The sequence below is a fragment of the Kribbella sp. NBC_00359 genome (assembly GCF_036097425.1).
GTDB lineage: Bacteria > Actinomycetota > Actinomycetes > Propionibacteriales > Kribbellaceae > Kribbella.
The window spans coordinates 4,798,927-4,818,451 of sequence record NZ_CP107975.1 but is presented as its reverse complement, the minus strand read 5'-3'; the positions used below and the strand labels follow the sequence as shown (position 1 = coordinate 4,818,451).

General features: G+C 68.2%; 20 protein-coding genes. 14 read left to right on the top strand and 6 right to left on the bottom strand.

Features of this window, described 5'->3' with window-relative positions; all coding sequences use genetic code 11:
• Nucleotides 1–56 precede the first annotated feature (56 nt).
• Nucleotides 57–1,406, top strand: coding sequence for a hypothetical protein (locus tag OG876_RS23705; protein WP_328518808.1), 1,350 nt, complete (start codon nt 57–59; stop codon nt 1,404–1,406).
• A 25-nt stretch (nt 1,407–1,431) separates the two neighbouring features.
• Here OG876_RS23705 and OG876_RS23700 read toward each other — a convergent pair whose 3' ends face one another.
• Nucleotides 1,432–2,628 carry an NAD(P)-dependent malic enzyme gene (locus tag OG876_RS23700; RefSeq protein WP_328518807.1) on the bottom strand — a complete coding sequence of 399 codons (1,197 nt, stop codon included), beginning with the start codon at nt 2,626–2,628 and terminating at the stop codon, nt 1,432–1,434.
• A gap of 206 nt (nt 2,629–2,834) precedes the next feature.
• Here OG876_RS23700 and OG876_RS23695 point away from each other — a divergent pair, with 206 nt between their 5' ends.
• The 8 genes from OG876_RS23695 to OG876_RS23660 all read left to right on the top strand — a co-directional run bounded on the left by OG876_RS23695 (nt 2,835) and on the right by OG876_RS23660 (nt 9,377).
• Complete coding sequence (locus tag OG876_RS23695; RefSeq protein ID WP_328518806.1) at nt 2,835–3,680, top strand: ABC transporter substrate-binding protein; 846 nt, start codon at nt 2,835–2,837, stop codon at nt 3,678–3,680.
• Entirely contained in the window at nt 3,677–4,498 is an 822-nt protein-coding gene (locus OG876_RS23690; protein WP_328518805.1) for an amino acid ABC transporter permease, read from the top strand. Before OG876_RS23695 ends, OG876_RS23690 begins: the two co-directional genes overlap by 4 nt.
• Nucleotides 4,498–5,250, top strand: coding sequence for an amino acid ABC transporter ATP-binding protein (locus OG876_RS23685; protein ID WP_328518804.1), 753 nt, complete (start codon nt 4,498–4,500; stop codon nt 5,248–5,250). Before OG876_RS23690 ends, OG876_RS23685 begins: the two co-directional genes overlap by 1 nt.
• Before the next feature lie 166 nt (nt 5,251–5,416).
• On the top strand, nt 5,417–6,319 hold the full coding sequence (locus OG876_RS23680) for an ABC transporter substrate-binding protein (RefSeq protein ID WP_328518803.1): 903 nt from the start codon (nt 5,417–5,419) through the stop codon (nt 6,317–6,319).
• Between the two features lie 7 nt (nt 6,320–6,326).
• The gene (locus OG876_RS23675; protein ID WP_328518802.1) at nt 6,327–7,289 is read left to right on the top strand and encodes an amino acid ABC transporter permease; all 963 of its coding nucleotides are present in this window, start codon (nt 6,327–6,329) and stop codon (nt 7,287–7,289) included.
• A complete protein-coding gene (locus OG876_RS23670; protein WP_328518801.1) occupies nt 7,289–8,107 on the top strand; it encodes an amino acid ABC transporter ATP-binding protein in 819 nt (272 codons plus the stop codon). The genes OG876_RS23675 and OG876_RS23670 overlap by 1 nt, the downstream gene beginning before the upstream one ends.
• 86 nt (nt 8,108–8,193) lie before the next feature.
• Complete coding sequence (locus tag OG876_RS23665) at nt 8,194–8,586, top strand: ATP-binding protein (protein WP_328518800.1); 393 nt, start codon at nt 8,194–8,196, stop codon at nt 8,584–8,586.
• Entirely contained in the window at nt 8,583–9,377 is a 795-nt protein-coding gene (locus OG876_RS23660; RefSeq protein WP_328518799.1) for an RNA polymerase sigma factor SigF, read from the top strand. The genes OG876_RS23665 and OG876_RS23660 overlap by 4 nt, the downstream gene beginning before the upstream one ends.
• Nucleotides 9,378–9,381: 4 nt before the next feature.
• Here the strand turns inward: OG876_RS23660 and OG876_RS23655 are convergent, their stop codons facing one another.
• Nucleotides 9,382–9,660 carry a hypothetical protein gene (locus OG876_RS23655; RefSeq protein ID WP_328518798.1) on the bottom strand — a complete coding sequence of 93 codons (279 nt, stop codon included), beginning with the start codon at nt 9,658–9,660 and terminating at the stop codon, nt 9,382–9,384.
• A 568-nt stretch (nt 9,661–10,228) separates the two neighbouring features.
• Here OG876_RS23655 and OG876_RS23650 point away from each other — a divergent pair.
• On the top strand, nt 10,229–10,480 hold the full coding sequence (locus tag OG876_RS23650) for a WhiB family transcriptional regulator (protein ID WP_012922773.1): 252 nt from the start codon (nt 10,229–10,231) through the stop codon (nt 10,478–10,480).
• Nucleotides 10,481–10,532: 52 nt separating this feature from the next.
• Here OG876_RS23650 and OG876_RS23645 read toward each other — a convergent pair whose 3' ends face one another.
• Nucleotides 10,533–12,011 carry a sensor histidine kinase gene (locus OG876_RS23645; RefSeq protein WP_328518797.1) on the bottom strand — a complete coding sequence of 493 codons (1,479 nt, stop codon included), beginning with the start codon at nt 12,009–12,011 and terminating at the stop codon, nt 10,533–10,535.
• Between the two features lie 104 nt (nt 12,012–12,115).
• Between OG876_RS23645 and OG876_RS23640 the strand changes: the two genes are divergently transcribed.
• Nucleotides 12,116–13,024: a DUF2785 domain-containing protein gene (locus tag OG876_RS23640; protein ID WP_328518796.1), complete on the top strand. Its 909-nt coding sequence runs from the start codon at nt 12,116–12,118 to the stop codon at nt 13,022–13,024.
• Here the strand turns inward: OG876_RS23640 and OG876_RS23635 are convergent.
• The gene (locus OG876_RS23635) at nt 13,008–13,985 is read right to left on the bottom strand and encodes an endonuclease/exonuclease/phosphatase family protein (RefSeq protein ID WP_328518795.1); all 978 of its coding nucleotides are present in this window, start codon (nt 13,983–13,985) and stop codon (nt 13,008–13,010) included. The two genes, OG876_RS23640 and OG876_RS23635, sit on opposite strands and share 17 nt — an antisense overlap.
• A gap of 85 nt (nt 13,986–14,070) precedes the next feature.
• On the opposite strand from OG876_RS23635, the gene OG876_RS23630 reads away from it, so the two are divergent.
• The 3 genes from OG876_RS23630 to OG876_RS23620 all read left to right on the top strand — a co-directional run bounded on the left by OG876_RS23630 (nt 14,071) and on the right by OG876_RS23620 (nt 16,748).
• Nucleotides 14,071–14,352, top strand: coding sequence for a DUF3311 domain-containing protein (locus OG876_RS23630; protein ID WP_328518794.1), 282 nt, complete (start codon nt 14,071–14,073; stop codon nt 14,350–14,352).
• Nucleotides 14,349–16,004 (top strand): monocarboxylate uptake permease MctP, encoded by a 1,656-nt coding sequence (gene mctP, locus OG876_RS23625; RefSeq protein ID WP_442914019.1) that lies wholly within the window; start codon nt 14,349–14,351, stop codon nt 16,002–16,004. Before OG876_RS23630 ends, mctP begins: the two co-directional genes overlap by 4 nt.
• A 117-nt stretch (nt 16,005–16,121) precedes the next feature.
• On the top strand, nt 16,122–16,748 hold the full coding sequence (locus OG876_RS23620; protein WP_328518793.1) for a DUF5317 domain-containing protein: 627 nt from the start codon (nt 16,122–16,124) through the stop codon (nt 16,746–16,748).
• Here the strand turns inward: OG876_RS23620 and OG876_RS23615 are convergent.
• Both OG876_RS23615 and OG876_RS23610 read right to left on the bottom strand, forming a co-directional pair.
• Nucleotides 16,710–17,990: an HD-GYP domain-containing protein gene (locus tag OG876_RS23615; protein WP_328518792.1), complete on the bottom strand. Its 1,281-nt coding sequence runs from the start codon at nt 17,988–17,990 to the stop codon at nt 16,710–16,712. The two genes, OG876_RS23620 and OG876_RS23615, sit on opposite strands and share 39 nt — an antisense overlap.
• A complete protein-coding gene (locus OG876_RS23610) occupies nt 17,990–19,339 on the bottom strand; it encodes an HD-GYP domain-containing protein (RefSeq protein ID WP_328518791.1) in 1,350 nt (449 codons plus the stop codon). The genes OG876_RS23615 and OG876_RS23610 overlap by 1 nt, the downstream gene beginning before the upstream one ends.
• Nucleotides 19,340–19,525 lie beyond the last annotated feature (186 nt).

The window sequence follows — 19,525 nt, the reverse complement described above, 5'->3', positions numbered from 1 at the left end:
ATGTGGTTTGATCCGCGAGAATAACGGGCCTGGCCGTAATTCCCGAGGAGGAACCGATGCTCCGTGCCCTGGTGACCGCCGGCGTGACCGCCGCCCTGCTGATCGGACCAGCCGTACCCGCCCCAGCCGTACCCGCCCCGGCCACGACGACCGCGCAGGTCACCGGCGCCTATCTCCAGATCACCGCCGACGGCGTCGCCACCAGCCCCGGCCTCGAGGGCGCGACGCACGCGTTCGCCGCACTGGCGGCGATCTACGACGTGACCGGTGACCAGCAGCAGCGCCGGTCCGCCGACGAACTGCTCGGCTACATCCTGCGGGTGCGGCCGAGTCACATGAACACCGACATCGCCCTGCAGATGCTGCGCAGCCCCTACCTGCAAGGCGATCCGCGGCTGCGCACCAACCTCGAGACCTATCTGTCCGCGGTCCTCGACCTGTTCGCCGCCCATCCAGACGACGTCCTGCGCACCGGCGACATCCGCACCCTGAGCGGGCGGGCCGAGCTCCTGGTCAAGTACGCAGACCAGTTGGAGCAGCGCTCCGCTGACCCGACTCGCATCCGAGCCGCCGACACCGCTGCCCGGGCAATGCTGGATCGGCTTGCGGCGCTGCAGTACACGCGCCAGGAGGCCGTCTCGAGTTTCCACAACGACCGGTATGTCGGCGCCTTTCCGCACCTCATCGCCGGCGACGACGGCAGCATGGGCAGCTGGGACATCGAACACTGGGCACCGTCGATGCTGTCACTCGACCAGTACGCCGCGGTCCGCGCACTCGCCTTCGGATACGGCCGGCTCCACACAACCGCGTACAACGATGCCGCCGCGTCCGGCACCCGGCATCTGCTCGGCACCACACAGATCGATCCCGACCTCATCTATGCCGGCGCCCCGGCCGGGTTCCCACTGGACGGCGCGATGTACGAGACCGGCGAGGAGACCGGTGAGCAGCCGTACCTGATCACCTACGGCTGGTCCCCGAACGCCATCGCCCAGCTGGGTACGGCGTTGAAGGCCGTCCGGGACAACCGGGTCAAGGTGCCGCATTCGGCGGCCTGGCTGGCGTCGTACTGGCGTGGCACTCCACCGCGTGCGGTGCTCGCGCCGGGGCAGTTCTGGCTCGGACTCGACGCGAAGATCCGGTACACGCACCGATTCATCGAGGCGACCCAGCTCCCGGTTCCCGCGAACTTCCCCTGGCTCGACCTGGAGCGGACGACCTTCCCCGGCACCGGTGCCGACGAGGTCCGCCGAGATGGCTGGTACGACGGCTCCGGCCGCGGCGCGATGTCAGCGGTCTACTCCCGGCTGGCGATGACGGGGTACGTCGAGTCCGGCGGCCACGACGTGGACATCCTGAACCGCGCAGCGCAGTGGTGGGAGCGCATGGTCGTCCGCGGCTGAGCTTCGGGTCGTGGCAGCCGGAGGCTCAGGCCCGGGCGACGCCGTCGGTGTGGGCCGCGCTAGCGACCGCGCCTGCGACCGCAGGCGCGACGCGCTCGTCGAAGGGCGACGGGATGATGTAGTCGGGGCGCAGGTCGGCTTCCGCGATCAGGCTCGCGAGCGCGTCGGCCGCGGCCAGTTTCATGCCCTCGGTGATGCGGGACGCGTTGGCGTCGAAGGCTCCGCGGAAGATGCCGGGGAACGCCAGGACGTTGTTGATCTGGTTCGGGAAGTCCGAGCGGCCGGTCGCGACCACGGCGGCGTGGCGGTGCGCGATGTCCGGGTGCACCTCGGGGTTCGGGTTCGCGAGCGCGAAGATCATCGCCCCGTCGGCCATCCGCGCGATCGCTTCCTCGGGTACCGTCCCACCGGACACACCGAGGAAGAGGTCCGCACCTTCCAGCGCGTCGACCAGCCGGCCGGACAGCCCACCGGTGTTGGTGTCTCGGGCCAGTGAGAGCTTCACCGGGTTCAGATCGGCGCGATCCTCGTGCAGCACACCCTTGCTGTCGACGACGGCCAGGTCCCCGACCCCTGCCTGCAGAAGGATCCGGGCACACGCGACCCCGGCCGCACCGGCGCCGGAGATCACCACGCGGATGTCGGAGATGGACTTCCCGGTGACCCGGAGCGCGTTCCGCAGCGCCGCGAGTACGACGACGGCCGTGCCGTGCTGGTCGTCGTGGAAGACCGGGATGTCCAGCCGCTCCTTCAGCCGCCGCTCGATCTCGAAGCAGCGGGGTGCGGAGATGTCCTCCAGGTTGATGCCGCCGAACGTCGGAGCCATCCGGGCGACGGTCTCGACGAACTCGTCCACGTCGGTGCAGTCCAGCGCGATCGGCACCGAGTCGACGCCGCCGAACTCCTTGAACAGCAGGGCCTTGCCCTCCATCACCGGCAGCGACGCGGCCGGCCCGATGTCGCCGAGGCCGAGGACGGCGGTGCCGTCGGTGACGACCGCGACCACGTTGGACTTCCAGGTGTAGCGGCGTACCAGGGACGGGTCCTCGGCGATCGCGGTGCAGACCCGGGCGACGCCCGGCGTGTAGGCCTTCGACAGGTCGTCGGCGTCGCGGACGTGGACCGAGGACGTCACCTCGATCTTCCCGCCGCGGTGCAGCTCGAAGACGGCGTCACCCGCGAACGGGTCGGAAACCTCAGGTGAAAATGGCTGGGCGACCATCAGAGCCCTTTCGGAAAACTTGGGAGGAAGTGTTCGACAGCAGGGGATCGCCCGTGCGTACGAGTAAACCACAGGGGTAACTGGTCTGCTGTGAGGGGTCCCACACCGGGTGACGATCCCGTCTCGCTCCCGGTCCGTGGCCGACCGCGGACTCTCTGTTGTGTCAGGATTCGGATTCCCCCCAACCATGTCGAGGAGAATTCGCGATGAACATCGTCTCCACCCTGCGCGGGCGCCGCCTGTCGATGACCACCGCCACGGTTGCCGCCCTCGCACTCGCGCTCACCGCGTGCGGCAGTTCCGACAAGGCCGGCGGAGGGTCCGGCGACAAGGCCGCCGCGGCCGGTATCACCCTGGTGAAGTCCGGCAAGCTGACCGTCTGCACCCACCTGCCGTACAAGCCGTTCCAGTACAAGGACGGCACCAAGGTCGTCGGCTTCGACGTGGACCTGCTCGACCTGGTCGCCAAGGACCTCGGCGTCGAGCAGGACGTGGTCAACATCGAGTGGGCGCAGGTGACGTCCGGCGCCGCGTTCAAGGCGAAGAAGTGCGACATGGGCATGGGCGCGATGACGATCACGCCCGAACGGCAGGCCGCGATCAGCATCACCTCGCCGTACATGGACGCCACCCAGGTGCTGATGGCGAAGAAGGACTCCGGCATCAAGACCCTGGCCGACCTGCGCGGCAAGAAGGTCGGTGCCCAGGCCGACACCACCGGCAAGAAGTACGCCGACGAGAACGCGCCGGCGAACGGCTACACGGTGATCCCGTTCAACGACCTGGCCCTGCAGGAGAACAACGTCAAGTCCGGCCGGGTCGACGCCGCGATCAACGACAACGGCGTGCTCTACGACTTCGTCAAGGACAACTCGGACATGGCCGTGGTGGCCGAGTTCAACACCGGTGAGCAGTACGGCTTCGCCGCCCTCAAGGACGGCAGCGGACCGAAGCTGGTGGAGAAGTTCAACGGCCTGCTGACCGCCGCGAAGTCGGACGGCAAGTACAACGAGATCTACAAGAAGTGGTTCGGGGTTGAGCCGGCGAAGTGACCACCACCATCGAAACCGTTGAGCGGAAGGGACTGAGCCCGCGGCGGCGGGCTCAGCGCTCCCGCTGGATCCAGTACGCGATCCTCGTTGCCCTGGTCCTGGTCGCCGCGTTCAGCGCCGACTGGGCCCAGATCGGCAGCGTCTTCTTCAAGCCGGAGTTCATCAAGTCGGCGTTCGAGGACGGCCTGCTCACCGCCCTGGTCAAGACCCTGGAGTACACCGCGGGCGCGTTCGTGATCGGCCTCGTCGGCGGCACCGTGCTGGCGCTGATGAGGCTCAGCCAGGTCGGTCCGTACCGGTGGATCGCCACCGCCTACATCGAGTTCTTCCGGGGTCTGCCGGCGATCGTGGTGTTCATCGCGTTCAGCCTGCTGCCGCTGGCGTTCGAGGGCATGACGATCCCCTGGGACCCGTACGGCGTGGTCTGGCTGGCGCTCGGCATCGTCGCCTCGGCGTACATGGCCGAGGTGATCCGGGCCGGTATCCAGGCCGTCCCGAGGGGCCAGGTCGAAGCGGCCCGGTCGCTCGGCATGCCGGCCGGGCTGGCGACCCGCAAGATCGTGCTGCCACAGGCGTTCCGGATCGTGCTGCCTCCGTTGACCAACGACCTGATCCTGCTGGTGAAGGACTCCTCGCTGGTGTTCATGATCGGCGTCGCCGCCGACGGGTACGAGCTGACCGGATTCGGCCGGGACCTGGCGAACACCTACTCCAACCTGACCCCGATCGTCACCGCCGGCTTCTGCTACCTGGTGATCACCCTGCCGCTGGGCCTCCTGGTCCGCCGGCTCGAGGCGCGGACGGCGAGGACACGCTGATGGCACTGGTCGAGATCAGGAACCTGCACAAGTCCTTCGGCAGCAACCACGTCCTGCGTGGGATCGACTTCACCGTCGAGCAGGGCGAGGTGGTCTGCGTGATCGGGCCGTCCGGTTCGGGCAAGTCGACGCTGCTGCGTTGCGTGAACCTGCTCGAGCAGCCGCAGCAAGGGGAGGTGATCGTCCGCGGTGAGGACATCACCGACCCGGACTGTCACCTGGACGCGGCCCGGCAGCAGATCGGGATGGTGTTCCAGCAGTTCAACCTGTTCCCGCATCTGTCCGTGCTGGGCAACTGCACGGTCGCCCAGCGGACTGTGCTGAAGCGCAGCCAGGCCGACGCGGACCGGATCGCCCGGGCCAACCTGGAACGGGTCGGCCTGACCGAGAAGGTGCAGGCGTATCCGGACCAACTGTCCGGCGGCCAGCAGCAACGGGTCGCGATCGCCCGTGCGCTGTCGATGGACCCGGCGCTGATGCTGTTCGACGAGCCGACCTCGGCCCTCGACCCGGAACTCGTCGGCGACGTGCTGACCGTGATGCGCAAACTGGCCCTCGACGGGATGACCATGCTCGTCGTCACCCACGAGATGGCGTTCGCCCGCGAGGCCGCCGATCGGGTCGTCTTCATGGACGGCGGCGTGATCGTCGAGCAGGGCTCGCCCGCCGACGTGATCGGCAATCCGCGGGAGGAGCGCACCCGCACGTTCCTCCGCCGGGTGCTGGACCCGACCCACGTCGAGCCGAGCTGAGACGCCGTACGTCGTCACGCTGCGTGCCCGGGTGATCGACGGGCCGCACGCGACGACTACGAATCGGTCTCCATTCCGGGTTGGTCCGTGCGTCCCACGCCTGCGGCTGTGTCAAGATGCGGACACATGGCGCCGGGCCTGCCGGTGCCCAGGTTTGGAGGGCTAGATGTCTGTCCTGCGGAGGACGCTCGTGTTGTCCGGCGTCCTGGTTCTGGCCGCGGCCGGCTGCGGTTCGAACTCGCTCGAAGGCGGTTCGACCAGTGCGCCGACCAGCGCCCCGTCGAGTGCGCCCTCCAGTGGCGGCCCGGACCTGAGCGGGTCCCTGCCGCCGAAGATCAAGAGTGCCGGCAAGATCGTCGTCGGCGTCGACGCCAGCTACCCGCCGAACGAGTTCCTCCAGGGCGGCAAGACCGTCGTCGGCATGGACGTGGACCTGTTCAACGCGGTGGCGCAGAAGTTCGGTGTCACGGTCGACTGGCAGCCGGCCGGGTTCGACACCATCATCACCGGTGTCCAGGGCGGCAAGTACGACGTCGGCGTCTCGTCGTTCACGATCAACGACAAGCGCAAGCAGCAGGTCAACATGGTCAGCTACTTCAACGCCGGCACGCTGTGGGCCACCGCGAAGGGCAACCCGAAGGGCGTCAACCCCGACGACGCGTGCGGCAAGACCGTCGCGGTGCAGAAGGGTACGACGCAACTCGAGGACGACATCCCGAAGCGGCAGGCCAAGTGCAAGGCCGCCGGCAAGCCGGAGATCAAGCTCGTCGTCCGGGAGAAGCAGGACCAGGCGACCGCGGACCTGGTCGGCGGCAAGGCCGACGCGATGCTCGCCGACTCCCCCGTCGTGCTGTACGCGATCAGCCAGACCAACGGTCAGCTCGAGAAGCTCGGCGAGATCTACGACGCCGCGCCGTACGGCTACGTGGTCCCGAAGGCGCAGACCGCGTTCGCGCAGGCGATGGTCGAGGCGCTGAAGGCGATGAACGCCGATGGCTCGTACAAGTCCGCGCTGGCCAAGTGGAACAACGACTCGGGTGCGATCACCGACTTCGCCGTGAACCCGTGAGCTGAGCATGACAACTGACACCGAAGCCCGCCCGGCCGCGTCGGATGCCGACCGGCCGGGCCGGATCGACGCCGTACCGGTCCGGCATCCCGGCCGCTGGGTCGCGATCGCGGTCATCGCCGTCCTGTTCGCGATGCTGGTGCACCTGCTGGTGACCAACAAGGCGTTCGACTGGAGCTTCGTCTTCCAGGCGATGAGCCAGCAGCCGGTGATCAACGGCTTCATCAAGGGCACCCTGCTGGTCACGGTGCTGTCGATGATCGTCGGCGTGATCGGCGGCGTCATCCTGGCCGTGATGCGGCTGTCCGACAACCCGATCCTGGCCGGCGTGGCTTGGGTGTTCACCTGGTTCTTCCGGAGCATCCCGCGCTACATCCTGCTGTTCACGATGGGCACGCTGGGCATCCTGTTCCAGCAGGGTGTCTCCTTCGGGGTGCCCTTCGACTGGAAGATCATCGAGTGGCTGGGACTGTCCGGCGACTGGCGGTTCTACACCCTGGACGCGAACGAGATCTTCACCGGTCTGGTCGCCGGTGTGATCGGGCTCGGGCTGTCGGAGGCGGCGTACATGGCCGAGATCGCCCGGGCCGGCATCCTCAGCGTCGACAAGGGCCAGGCCGAGGCGGCCGAGGCGCTCGGGATGGGCAGCGGCAAGGTGATGCGACGCGTCGTGCTCCCCCAGGCGATGCGGGTGATCGTGCCGCCGACCGGGAACGAGACGATCGCGATGCTGAAGGACACCTCGCTGTTGCTGGCGGTTCCGGTCCTCGGCGAGTTGTTCTACCAGCTGCAGTCGATCGGGAGCACGTACTACAAGACGTTCCCGATCGCGGTCGCGGCGACGCTCTACTACCTGGCCGCGACGAGTGTGCTGATGGTCGGGCAGTACTTCCTCGAGCGGCACTTCGGCCGGGGCTTCGGGAACAAGGCGCCGCGGGCCACTCGCCCGGCCGGCGCGGGAGGTGTGTGATGACCGCCGCAGCGGCCGCTGAGCCGGTCGAGTCCCTGACCCAGCCGCTCGTGCACGCGGTGAACGTGACCAAGTCCTTCCACCACGTCGAGGTGCTGAAGGGCATCGACCTCGACGTCGATCGCGGTCAGGTGGTCTGCCTGCTCGGCCCGTCGGGATCGGGCAAGACGACGTTCCTGCGCTGCATCAACCAGCTCGAGACGATCGACGGCGGCCGGATCTGGGTGGACGGCGACCTGATGGGGTACGCCGACCGCGGCGGGCGGCTGTATCGCCTGAAGAACAAGCAGATCGCGGCCCAGCGGCGCGAGATCGGGATGGTCTTCCAGCGGTTCAACCTGTTCCCGCACAAGACCGCGCTGCAGAACATCATCGAGGCGCCGACCCAGGTCCGGGGCGAGTCGAAGAAGAGCGCCCGGGAACGGGCGATGAAGCTGCTCGACCGGGTCGGGCTCGCGGATCGCTGCAACGCCTACCCGGCGCAGCTGTCCGGCGGCCAGCAACAGCGGGTCGCGATCGCCCGTGCGCTCGCGATGCAGCCGAAGCTGATGCTGTTCGACGAGCCGACCTCGGCGCTCGACCCGGAACTGGTCGGCGACGTGCTCGCGGTGATGCGGGAGCTCGCCCTCGACGGCATGACCATGATCGTCGTCACACACGAGATGTCGTTCGCCCGCGAGGTCGCCGACACCGTCGTGTTCATGGACGGCGGCGTCGTGGTCGAGTCCGGTCCGCCGAAGGACGTTATCGGAAATCCGCAGCACGCCCGCACCAAGACGTTCCTCACCAGGTTGCGCTCAGAGCACGAACACCCCTGAGTACCGTTCACCGTGCATCGAAGCGGGGAAGAGTGGAAGATGTACGGCGGGTCGGCCGATCGGCCGACCGACTCGAGGGAGGCAGTGTGAGCAGCACCGGACGTTCCGCCGAGGTCCGCCTGAGCATCCCGGCGGACAGCGCCTACATCGCCGTACCGCGGTCGGTGGTCGGGAACCTGGCTGCTCGCAACGACTTCACCCTGGACGCGATCGACGACCTGCGGATCGCCGTCGACGAGGCCTGCGCGCTGCTGCTGCCGCAGGCCTCGGACGGCGTGCTGGAGTGCGTGTTCGAGATCGAGCCGCCGCAGCTGACCGTGCGCACGAGCGCCGTCGTACCGAACGGCTGGCGGCCGGACACCAGCTCGTTCGGCTGGACCGTGCTGACCGCGCTGGTCGAGTCGGCGGTCGCCGAAACCATCGAGGGCCGGCTCACCATCACCGTGACGGCAACCGCCACCGCCACGGAGAAGGCGTGACCGACGACCGAACCCTGGGCGAGCCCCAGGAAACCCCAGATCTGCGTACCCGGACGGCCGCACTGTTCTCGGTGATGGCTGCCACCGGCGCGGGCGATCCGCGGCACACGGCGGCCCGGGACGGCCTCGTGGCGCTGCACATGCCGCTGGTCGAGCACCTGGCGCGCCGCTTCCGCAACCGCGGCGAGCCGTACGACGACCTCGTCCAGGTGGCCACCATCGGTCTGATCAAAGCGATCGATCGCTTCGACTCCGACCGTGGCGTCGAGTTCTCGACGTACGCGACGCCGACGATCCTGGGTGAGATCAAGCGGTACTTCCGGGACAAGGGCTGGGCGATCCGGGTGCCGCGGCGGCTGCAGGAGCTGCGGTTGTCGCTGACCGCGGCGACGGCCGAGCTGACCCAGGAGCTCGGCCGGGCGCCGACGGTGGCCGAGCTGTCCGACCGCCTGGGCCTCTCACCGGATCTGGTGATCGAGGGACTCGAGTCCGCCAACGCCTACAACACGTTGTCCCTGGACGCCCCGGATCAGAACGAGGCCGACGCGACCACGGTCCTGGACGGACTCGGCGGCGAGGACGAGGCGTTGGAGAGCGTGGAGTACCGGGAGTCCCTGAAGCCGCTGCTGGCCCAGCTGGACACCCGGGAGAAGCGGATCCTGACGCTGCGCTTCTTCCGCGGCATGACGCAGTCCCAGATCGCCGAGGAGATCGGGATCTCGCAGATGCACGTCTCCCGGCTGCTGGCCCGCACGCTGACCGAGCTGCGCACCGGGCTCCTGAAGGAGTAGGCGCCTAGAGGACCGGGTGGTCCTTGGTCGGGTTGTCGGCCAGGGCCTCGGTGGAGACCTTCTGGAAGATGCAGATCAGGACGCCGACGGACGCGACCGCGAGCGCGATCGAGACGGCCTTGGTGGCCCCGCCCCAGAAGCTGTAGGCGACCAGGAGCTGGATCAGCTGGGCGAACACGGTCGGACCCCGGCTCCAGGTCGAGGCCCGGGACAGCCCACGGGCGACGAGTCCGAGGCCGGCGCCGTACGCGACGAAGAACGCGGCGGTGGTCAGACCGAGCACCAAACGGGATCGATCGAGGGTAAATGCTTCGGCAATTCCCAAAACGATGAGCACAAGCCCTTCCGCAGCGACCACGGCCGCGGCTACTTTGAGCGGTCTCGGTACGGCGGCAGCTGGGGAGTCGGTCGGCACTTCGCCAGCTTAGTGCCCCCTGCCGGGATGCACTTCGGGCGCAAGGGACGACCACCTGCTCTTTCCGCGAGCCCGACCGGTCGCGGAACCCAGGCCCCACAAGGGATTCGAGGTTGTGCGTAACCAAAAGGTGGTTGGAACGGTTACCTGCAGTGAACGGGTGATCGCAGCCGGAGCCCTCTGTCCGCTATTCGGATGGGGAGAACCGCTGTGCGCCGGTTCGTAGTGTTAAGGAAGTGTTGTGATCTGATCGACAACTCCAGAACCCTTGTTTCACCCAGCTGAGATTGGGAACATGGTCTCGTTCGTGAAAACGTTCACAACACGCTTCGCGCACGAACCCCCCGTGCGAGACGAATCACGAGTACAGCACCGCTGATCGGGCACAGACCTACCCGACAGGCTACGACAACTACTGAGAGAGATGGGATCCGCCATGGATTGGCGCCACCGGGCCGTATGCCTCGACGAGGACCCGGAACTGTTCTTCCCCATCGGCAACACCGGGCCCGCGATCATGCAGATCGAGGAGGCCAAGCAGGTGTGCCGTCGCTGCGACGTGCGTGAGCAGTGCCTCGCCTGGGCGCTGGAAGCCGGCCAGGACCACGGTGTCTGGGGTGGCCTGAGCGAGGACGAGCGCCGCGCCCTCAAGCGCCGCAACGCTCGCGCCCGCATCCGCACCGCCTGACCACATTCTCCGAGGCCCCGCGGATCAGCCCGCGGGGCCTTTCGCTTTCCGGCTACTCCTTGACCGGCAGGTCCAGGGTGACCTGGGTGCCGGCTTCGCCGTCATGGCGGGGCCCGAACTGCAGGGTGCCGTCCAGCTCGCCGATGACGAGCGTACGGACGATGGACAGGCCGAGGTTCCCGGACAGCTCCGAATCGAAGTTCGCCGGCAGGCCCTGGCCGTCGTCCACCACGGTGACGTGTAGCCGGCCGACCGAGCGATCCGCGGCGAGCTCGATCGTGCCGCTCGCTTCACCGCCCTCGCGCGTACCGAACGCATGTTCCACCGAGTTCTGCATGAGCTCCGTGAGCACCATCGCCAACGGGGTCGCGATCTCGGAGTCCAGTACCCCGAAGCTCCCACTCCGCTTGGTCTCGACGGAGGTGTTGACGGTCGACACATCGGCCACCATCAGCGCGATCCGGTCCGCGACGTCGTCGAAGTCCACATGCTCGTCGAAGGACTCCGACAGCGTCTCGTGGACGATCGCGATCGACCCGACCCGCCGGACCGCCTCGGCCAACGCGGCCTGGCCTTCCGGCACGGTGATCCGCCGTCCCTGCATCCGGAGTAACGCGGCGACGGTCTGCAAGTTGTTCTTGACGCGATGATGAATCTCCCGGATGGTCGCCTCCTTGGTGACCAGTTCCCGCTCCCGGCTCCGCAGCTCCGTCACGTCCCGGAGCAGGATCAGCGCCCCCACGTGCTGCCCGTCCGCGCGCAGCGGGATCGCGCGCAGGAACAGCGTGGCGTCGGCGTTCTCGATCTCGATCTCCTTGGCCGCCCGCCCGGTCAGCACCGAGGCCAGCACATCGTCCACCTTGTGCCCGCTGTGCAGCAGCTCACCGGTGACGTCCTTCAGCCGGCTCCCCACCAGGTCGGTGACGAGTCCCATCCGCCGGTACGCCGACAACGCGTTCGGGCTGGCGAACGTCACCATCCCGTGCCGATCGACGCGGATGCACCCGTCACCCACGCGTGGGGTGGTGGACAGCAGCCGCTCCCCGCCGTACGGGAAGATGCCGTCGGTGATCATCCGGGCCAGGTCGGTCGCGCTCTGCAGGTAGGCGATCTCCAGCCGCGACGGCGTCCGGACGCCGAGCAGGTTGGTGTTGCGCGCGATCACCGCGATCACGCGCGTGCCGCGGCGTACCGGGATCGTCTCGACGCGGACGGGGACGTCGTCGCGCCACTCCGGGTCGCCCTCGCGACAGATCCGGCCGCCGTCGTACGCCTGGTCGAGCAGGTGCCGGCGGCCGCGGGGGATGAAGCTGCCGACGATGTCGTCCAGGTACGCCGTCGGCCCGGTGGTGGGCCGCATCTGCGCCCCGGCCCAGAAGCCGAGCCCCTCGGTGTCGGGCAGCCAGAGCACCAGGTCGGCGAACGACAGGTCGGCCAGCATCTGCCAGTCGGAGACGAGCAGCTGCAGGCGATCCAGGTCGGCCTGGTCGAGGGTCGTGTGGTTACGGGCCACGTCGGTCAGAGACGGCACGGTTCGATGCTACCGATGGCTTATACCAGTACCTGCGGTGGTCCGCTCGACAAGTAGGTGTATGTAGGTGTTGATTGATCAGGGCCGGATGAAAGGATGCTCGGGTGGAGTCGACGTACTGGCAGGACGTGATGGCCGCGGACTACGCGGTACCGGGCGACCGTGCGCTGACCGACCTCACCGAGGAGCTCGTCCGCGGCCTCGCCAGCACCAACCCGCAGGTCCGCGACGCGCTGGCCTACCCGACGCTCGCGACCTGGCTGGAGCGCGGGGTGTACGACGATCTCCTGCCAGGGTTCGGGGACGGTCTGTGCGCCGGCCTGAACTACGGGCTGGGTGAGGACGGCACGGACACGGTGTTCCGCCGCTCGTTCACCGCGCTGACGCTCGCGGAGGTGATCCACCGCGACAACGCCGAGTTCCTGGTGCACGACGAGGTGGTGATGCGGTGGGGCGACCGGCTGGCTACCTGGCTGCTGCGGGAGCGCGACCTGCGCGGGTTCGTGCCGGACTGCGGCTGGGCGCACGCCGTTGCCCACGGCGCCGATGCGATCGGTGCGCTGGCCCGCTCCCGGCACTGCGATGCCGGGGTCCTCCGCGCTCTGCTCGACGTACTCGCGGACCGGATCGTCAAGGACACGCAGTACCGCTGGGTGCACGAGGAGCACGACCGCGTGGCGCACGCGGTGATGACGATCCTGCACCGGAACATGCTGTCCAGCGACGAGCTCGAGCGCTGGCTGAAGCCGATCGCGGCGACCGCGGCGCAGCAGCCGTTGATGCACGAGACCCTGCCGGAGTGGCCGACACCGTCCGTGTTCAACGCCCGCGGCGTGCTGCACGTGCTGCTGAGCCAGCTCGCGATCGGCGTGAAGGGCTTCCCGATCCCGGGCGACGACGAGCTCTTCGGCCGGCCGATCGAGGCCCGCGCCGACCTGCTCCTGATGCTGACCGAATCGGTCCAGGCGTCGCAGCCCTACATCTACCGTCCCGCGACTAACCCGCAGTCATAGGTACGGCGACGGTCGCGACGACCGCACGGTGATCGGTGCCCGGGATCGGGTATGTCGTGAACCGCCCGGGCTGGAACTGCCGGGTCACCACCACGTGGTCGATCTGGGTCCGCACGACGGCCGGTTGATCCGCCGGCCAGGTCCCCACCAGCCCACCGCCCACCGCCGGCGCCACACTCCGGCAGTTGCCGCCCAGCGCGTGCCGGAACTCCGCGTGATCGAGCGTCGCGTTGAAGTCGCCGGCCACGATCGTCGGCGGATCCTCCGAGCACCAGCGCCGGACCACCTGGAGGTCCTGCTTCCAGGTCGTCACCGCGTCCGGCAGCGGCGGGAACCCGTGGTAGGCGATCAGCCGGATCTCCCCGAGATCGCCGCCGGTCACGATGATGTGGCCGAAGGCCGTCCCCGGCTCGGCCCGGAAGGCCACCGCACCGAGCGACGGCGAGACCAGCACACTCGTCGCACTCTCCACCGCCTTGCTCGGCTGCGTCGTATATCCCTTGTACTGCAGGTCTTGCAGCTGCGCGCGGATCTCCTCACGGACGTCGACCTGTGCCTCGGGCAACGAAACCAGATCGGGCTTCCGCTCCCGGATGACCTCGGCCACGGCACCCGCGTCCGCCGCGCCGCCGAGCACGTTGGCCACCATGATCGTCAGCACCCGGGACCCGGCCGGTGCGGGTCGTGCGTCCGAGAACCGTCGCGGCGCGGTCAACGCTGCTCCGGTCAGGGCCAGTACGGCGACGAGGGCTGCCGCGAGGCGCCAGCCCCGCCGTACGAGCATCACCAGGGCCAGCACCAGCGCCACGGCAAGTCCCTGCGGCCGGAAGGCGACGACCTGGGCGAACGGCGTGACTTCGTCCAGCCCGAACAGCTCCGGATACAGCGGCACGGCAACGACCACCAGGAACAACACGGACAGCACGACCCGCCGGACGAACCATGCGCGTTCGTTATCCATGAACCACCCTGAAGATCTAGTCGGTCATGCGGACGAACGGTAGCGTGCTCCGTTGCGCCTGCTGTGTGTCCCGAGGAGGTTTGCAGTGTCCCGATTGTCCGCGGTCAAGCCCGCGTACTGGATCTCCGGCGTTCTGCTGGCGATCGCGATCGTCGTACCGCTTCTGGTGTCGACCTACGCCAAGGACAGGCCCAGGCTGTGGGGCTTCCCGTTCTTCTACTGGTACCAGCTTCTCTGGGTCTTCCTGTCCGCGATCCTGGTGAGCATCTGCTACCGCCTGGTGAGCACCGAGGAGCGCAAGCGGCGGGCCGCTCAGGGGCTTGGTGACCCTGAGCGTCCGGCCACGGCGAAGGAGGCGGACCAGTGAACACGAGTGTCGACTGGGTGCAGCTGATCATCGTCGTGGTGATCTTCGGCGCCGTCACCGTGATGGGCTTCATGGCTGCGCGCTGGCGCAGCGAGGGACGGCTCGACAACCTGGACGAGTGGGGTCTGGGCGGTCGCGGGTTCGGGACCTTCATCACCTGGTTCCTGCTCGGTGGCGACCTCTACACGGCGTACACGTTCATCGCCGTACCGGCCGCGATGTTCGCGACCGGTGCGATCACCGGGTTCTTCGCGGTGCCGTACACGATCGTGGTCTACCCGATCATCTTCATCTTCATGTCCCGGCTGTGGTCGGTGTCCCACCGCAACGGCTACGTGACCCCGGCGGACTTCGTCGGCGGCCGGTACGGCAGCAAGGCGCTGTCACTGGCGGTGGCGGTCACCGGGATCCTCGCCACCATGCCCTACATCGCCCTCCAGTTGGTCGGTATGCAGGCCGTGTTCGAGACGATGGGGCTCGGCGGCAACAACACGCTGGCCAAGGACGTGCCGTTGCTGATCGCGTTCGCAGTGCTGGCGGCGTACACCTACTCCTCCGGCCTGCGGGCGCCGGCGATGATCGCGTTCGTCAAGGACGGCCTGATCTACCTGGTGATCGCGGTGGCGATCTTCTACCTGCCGCACGTGCTCGGCGGGTGGGACGCGATCTTCGGCGCCGCGGAGAAGAAACTGACCACAACCAACCCGGCCACCGGTAAGCCGGTCGGCGCCTTCATTCCCGGCCCGGCGGGCTTCTCGGCGTACTGGACGCTGGCGCTGGGTTCGGCGATGGCGCTGTTCATGTACCCGCACTCGGTGACCGCGGTGCTGTCCACGAAGAACCGCAACATCGTCCGGCGGAACGCGGCGATCCTGCCGGCGTACTCGTTGCTGCTCGGCCTGCTCGCGTTGCTCGGCTTTATGGCGATCAAGGCGAACGTGAACGTGAAGGGCCTGGACGGGCTGACGAACCCGCAGCTGGCGATCCCGCGGCTGTTCGACCAGGAGTTCCCGTCCTGGTTCGCCGGGATCGCGTTCGCGGCGATCGCGGTGGGCGCGCTGGTGCCGGCGGCGATCATGTCGATCGCGGCGGCGAACCTGTTCACCCGCAACATCTACCGCGACTTCATCAAGCCATCCGCGACGCCGGCCCAGGAGGCCAAGGTCTCCAAGCTCGCGTCGCTGCTGGTGAAGGTGGGCGCGCTGGTGTTCGTGCTCGGGATGGACAAGACGATCGCGCTGAACCTGCAGTTGCTGGGCGGGATCTGGATCCTGCAGACCTTCCCGGCCATCGTGGTCGGCCTGTACACCCGGTGGTTCCACCGCTGGGCGCTGCTGGCCGGCTGGGCGGTCGCGATGGTGTTCGGGACGCTCGAGGCCTACAACGTGGTCAACCCGGCGACGAAGAAGCACTTCGGCGGCTCGGTGACGAACATCCCGTTCACCCACACGCAGGCCTACATCGCGCTGACGGCCTTCGTGCTCAACCTGATCGTGGTGATCGTTCTGACGGTGGTGTTCCGGGCGCTCAAGCTGCCGGACGGCGTCGACAGCACGCACCACACGGACTACGTCGCGGACAAGGGCGACCCGGGAGTGCAGGACCTGCCGGAGATCCTCGACGAGGGCGGCGCGGCGACAGCCAAGTCGTAGTCATGAGTGACGGCGGCCCTTCTGGTGAAGTGCCGCCGTCACTTTTTGCCGCCATGTCGACACGCTGCGGGGTCAGCTTGCCCGGATTCGGGCCGCCGGCCCGGCAGAATCGCCAGGGTGTTGCTGGTCCTCCTCGTCATGGTGCTCGCCGCCGCCGCGGCACTCGCCACCGGTGGACGGTTCGGGCGACTGGCCGCCAACTCCCTGACCGGCGTGCACTGGCTGGCCGCGGCCGCCATCGGCCAACTCCTCGGCTCGCTCTTCGGAGGTACGGCGTACCCGGTCGGACTGATCGGGTCCGCGGTCTGCATCGCGGTCTTCCTGCGGCTGAACCTCCGCCACCCCGGCGTCGGCCTGCTGGCGCTGGGGTTCTTCTCCAACGCCTTGATAGTGGCTCTGAACGGCGCCATGCCGGTATCGCTCGCCGCCCTGTCCCGCGCGGGCGTGGGCGATGCTGTCCTGGGCGATCCGCGACATGAGCTGTCCGACGCCGCAACCCGGTTGCCTTGGCTGGGAGACGTCGTACCAGTGGCTCTCCCGGGACTCGGTCAGGCGGTCAGCCCAGGCGACGTACTGATCGCGGCCGGGGCCGGATTGCTCCTGTACGCCGGGATGGGCGGATCGGGCCGGGTCCCGGCCGAGACCGCGCCAGTGTGGGACGAGTTGGAACCCTGCGCCGGCACTCCGGCGCTGCTGCGCCTGTCCTCAGAAGCGGAAGCCGCGGCCGATCACGCGCCGGAGTGACTCGACCACGACCGGGTCGTACTCCGCACCGATTCCCAGGCCGATCGACTCCATCGCCTTGTCCGGCGACTGTCCGGCCCCCTCCCCCACCAGCTGTTCGTAGGCCAGGGCGACGTTCACGATCCCGCTCTCGACCGGGATGTCGGAGTTGTTCGCCCGCCCGTGCCGGTACGGATCGTTGGAGTGCCGCACGATCTCCGCCACATGATCCAGCGCCCCCGACCGCTCGATCACCGCAGCTCCGATCGCCGCCGCCCGCTGCCGCTCCTCCCGGGTCCGCAACAACGAAGCCCCACCAGGACTGGGATCCGCCAACGCCAACTGCCCCACCCCCGACAGCAACGCCGCATACTCCAACGCCTCCATCCGCGCCAGAGTCAGCCCCAGATCGTTGCCCAGAGCCACCGCCAGCTGGGCCGTCCGCGCGTTCTGCCCCGGACTGCTGAACCCGGCGATCTCCGTGCTCCGAGCCATCGATCGCACCGTGGTCCGATAAGTCCGCTGCGCCGAAGCAAACCGCCGGAACGCGAACTGCGTCAGCAGCAACGGCACGATCACCACCGGCGGCGCCCACAGGCCGATCAGCGACGTGCCGGTGGCGAGCAGGATCGCCGTGATGCCCATGGCCATGCCGATCCTGGTCATCACTGTGAGCTCGTCCCGCAAGGCCGCGGGAAAGGGCCGGTTGTAGCGCTCGGTCGCTTGTCCGGCACCGATCACCGCATCGCTGATGCCGGCGCTCAGGACCGCGGCCAGCATCGCTCCGCCGATCCAGATCGCGTCCGACCAGTGACCCGTCCAGATGAGATCCGTAGGCGTCAGGGCGGCGAAGACCGCGGCGGCGCAGGCGACGGAGATCCCACGGCGGCACGAGACGACGACATCCGACCGCAGGCCGGCGATCGCCCGCGGCAGGATCCCGGCGGCCGTCGCGATAGCGGTGACCGCCACGACCTGGGCGACGTCCGGCGGCAGCCCGAGCGACGGCCCGCGCAACATCGCGTACCCGAGCGCCGCGCTGGTGGCGATCGGAGCCCGGTTGCGGATGCGATCGACGCGGAACTGCACCATCTCGCCGATCGCTATCAGGGCACCGAAGGTCAGCGCGTAAGCCCATTCCGTGACGCCGTAGCGAGCGGTCACGACGATCGCTATGACGGCCAGGATCGCACCGGCCGCCACGATGACCACGCCGCTGCCCATCCGGCGCAGCTCCTGCCCTTCGGTGAACCCGGCGGCCATCAGTCCGGCCCTGCCGCACTGCCGCTCGCTCCGCCACCACTACCGAGGCTGAGGTCGTCGTGATCGATCGTGGCCAGGACCGTGCCGTCCGGCGCCGGCTGGTCGGCCGCCGTCGTCCAGCCGTCCTTCCGGATCACTTCGACGAACGCGTCCACCAAGCGGGGATCGAAGTGGCTGAACCGATCCTGGACGAGGATGGCAAGCGTCTCCTCGACGCCCCGCGCCGGACGATAGGAACGCGTCGACGTCAGGGAGTCGAAGGCATCCACGATGCCGATGATCCGGGCGAAGTACGGAATGTTCTCACCACTGAGCCCGGCGGGGTAGCCGGAGCCGTCGTACTTCTCGTGATGGTGCAGCACGGCGGACTTGACCTCTTCGAGGAACGGGATGTTGCCGATCAGCTCGACCCCGCGGGCCGGGTGCAGCCTGATCGCGTCCATCTCCGAATCGTCCAGCCGGCCGGACTTCTGGATGATGCTGGTCGGCACACCGACCTTGCCGACGTCGTGCAGGAGGCCTGCATGCTCGAGGGCCGTCTGCCGGTCGTCGGCCAGCCCCAACTGGCGGCCGAGCATGCCCACGCCCTCGCTGACCCGTTCGGAATGTCCCCGGGTGTAGAGGTCCTTGGTCTCGATCACCTGGATGAAGGCCCGCATGGTCGCAGCCTGTGCCCGTCGCTCGGCCTCGTACTGCGTGAGCGCCCAACGGCTGACGTACAGCGGCACGAAGATGAGCACGATCGAGAGAAAACTCAGACCGGACAGCCAGGCGACCGCGAGCAGCAGGCCGAGCAGGCCGTAGCCGAGCAGGGACGGCAACGTCGGCAACGCGACCTTCCGCAGGAAAGCGAGCGGGGTCGGATCACCCGGTTCGAGCGACAGCACCACGCACAGCAGCAACGCGTTGATGATCAGCCAGGCCAGATTGGCCGCGGTGGTGGTCCAGATCGCGTCCCACGGGTTGCGCAGTACGGCGACACCCGTCGGACCTCCGGCGAAGTGGAAGACCAAGCCGCCGGCCGCCGCACAGATCACCGACTGTGCGCCGTTGAACACCTTCTTGACCAGCGGGTGGCGCCGGTCCTGGGACAGGGCACCGACCGCGCCGACCAGGATTGCCGACGCCACTCCGGACAACAGGTAGAGCGCGATGACAACCACATAGTCGAGCGAGGTCCGATAGATCTGTCCCACTCTGGGCCGGAGCACTGTTCCGGCCAGCATCAACAGTCCGAGGCAGACGGTGGGCGCGTCAAACGTCGCGTGCGCTGCGGCGATTCCGAGAATGACCGCAGCCGTGGCAGTCGCGACGACCACCACGAGCCGAAGCAGCACCCGCCGGTTCACGCGCGCAACGCTACCCGGACGGACTCCATCGGACTACCAGTCCCAGCCGTCGGCGAACATGTCGCACCTCCGTCCAGCGGTTGCAGTCTTACGTCCCGAGGGGGGACCGGGGCGTAGGGGGGCAGACAGCACATCGCTGACTGATCAGTATTTTTCTCATTGTGGCCGCGCCGAAACACTGTAAGC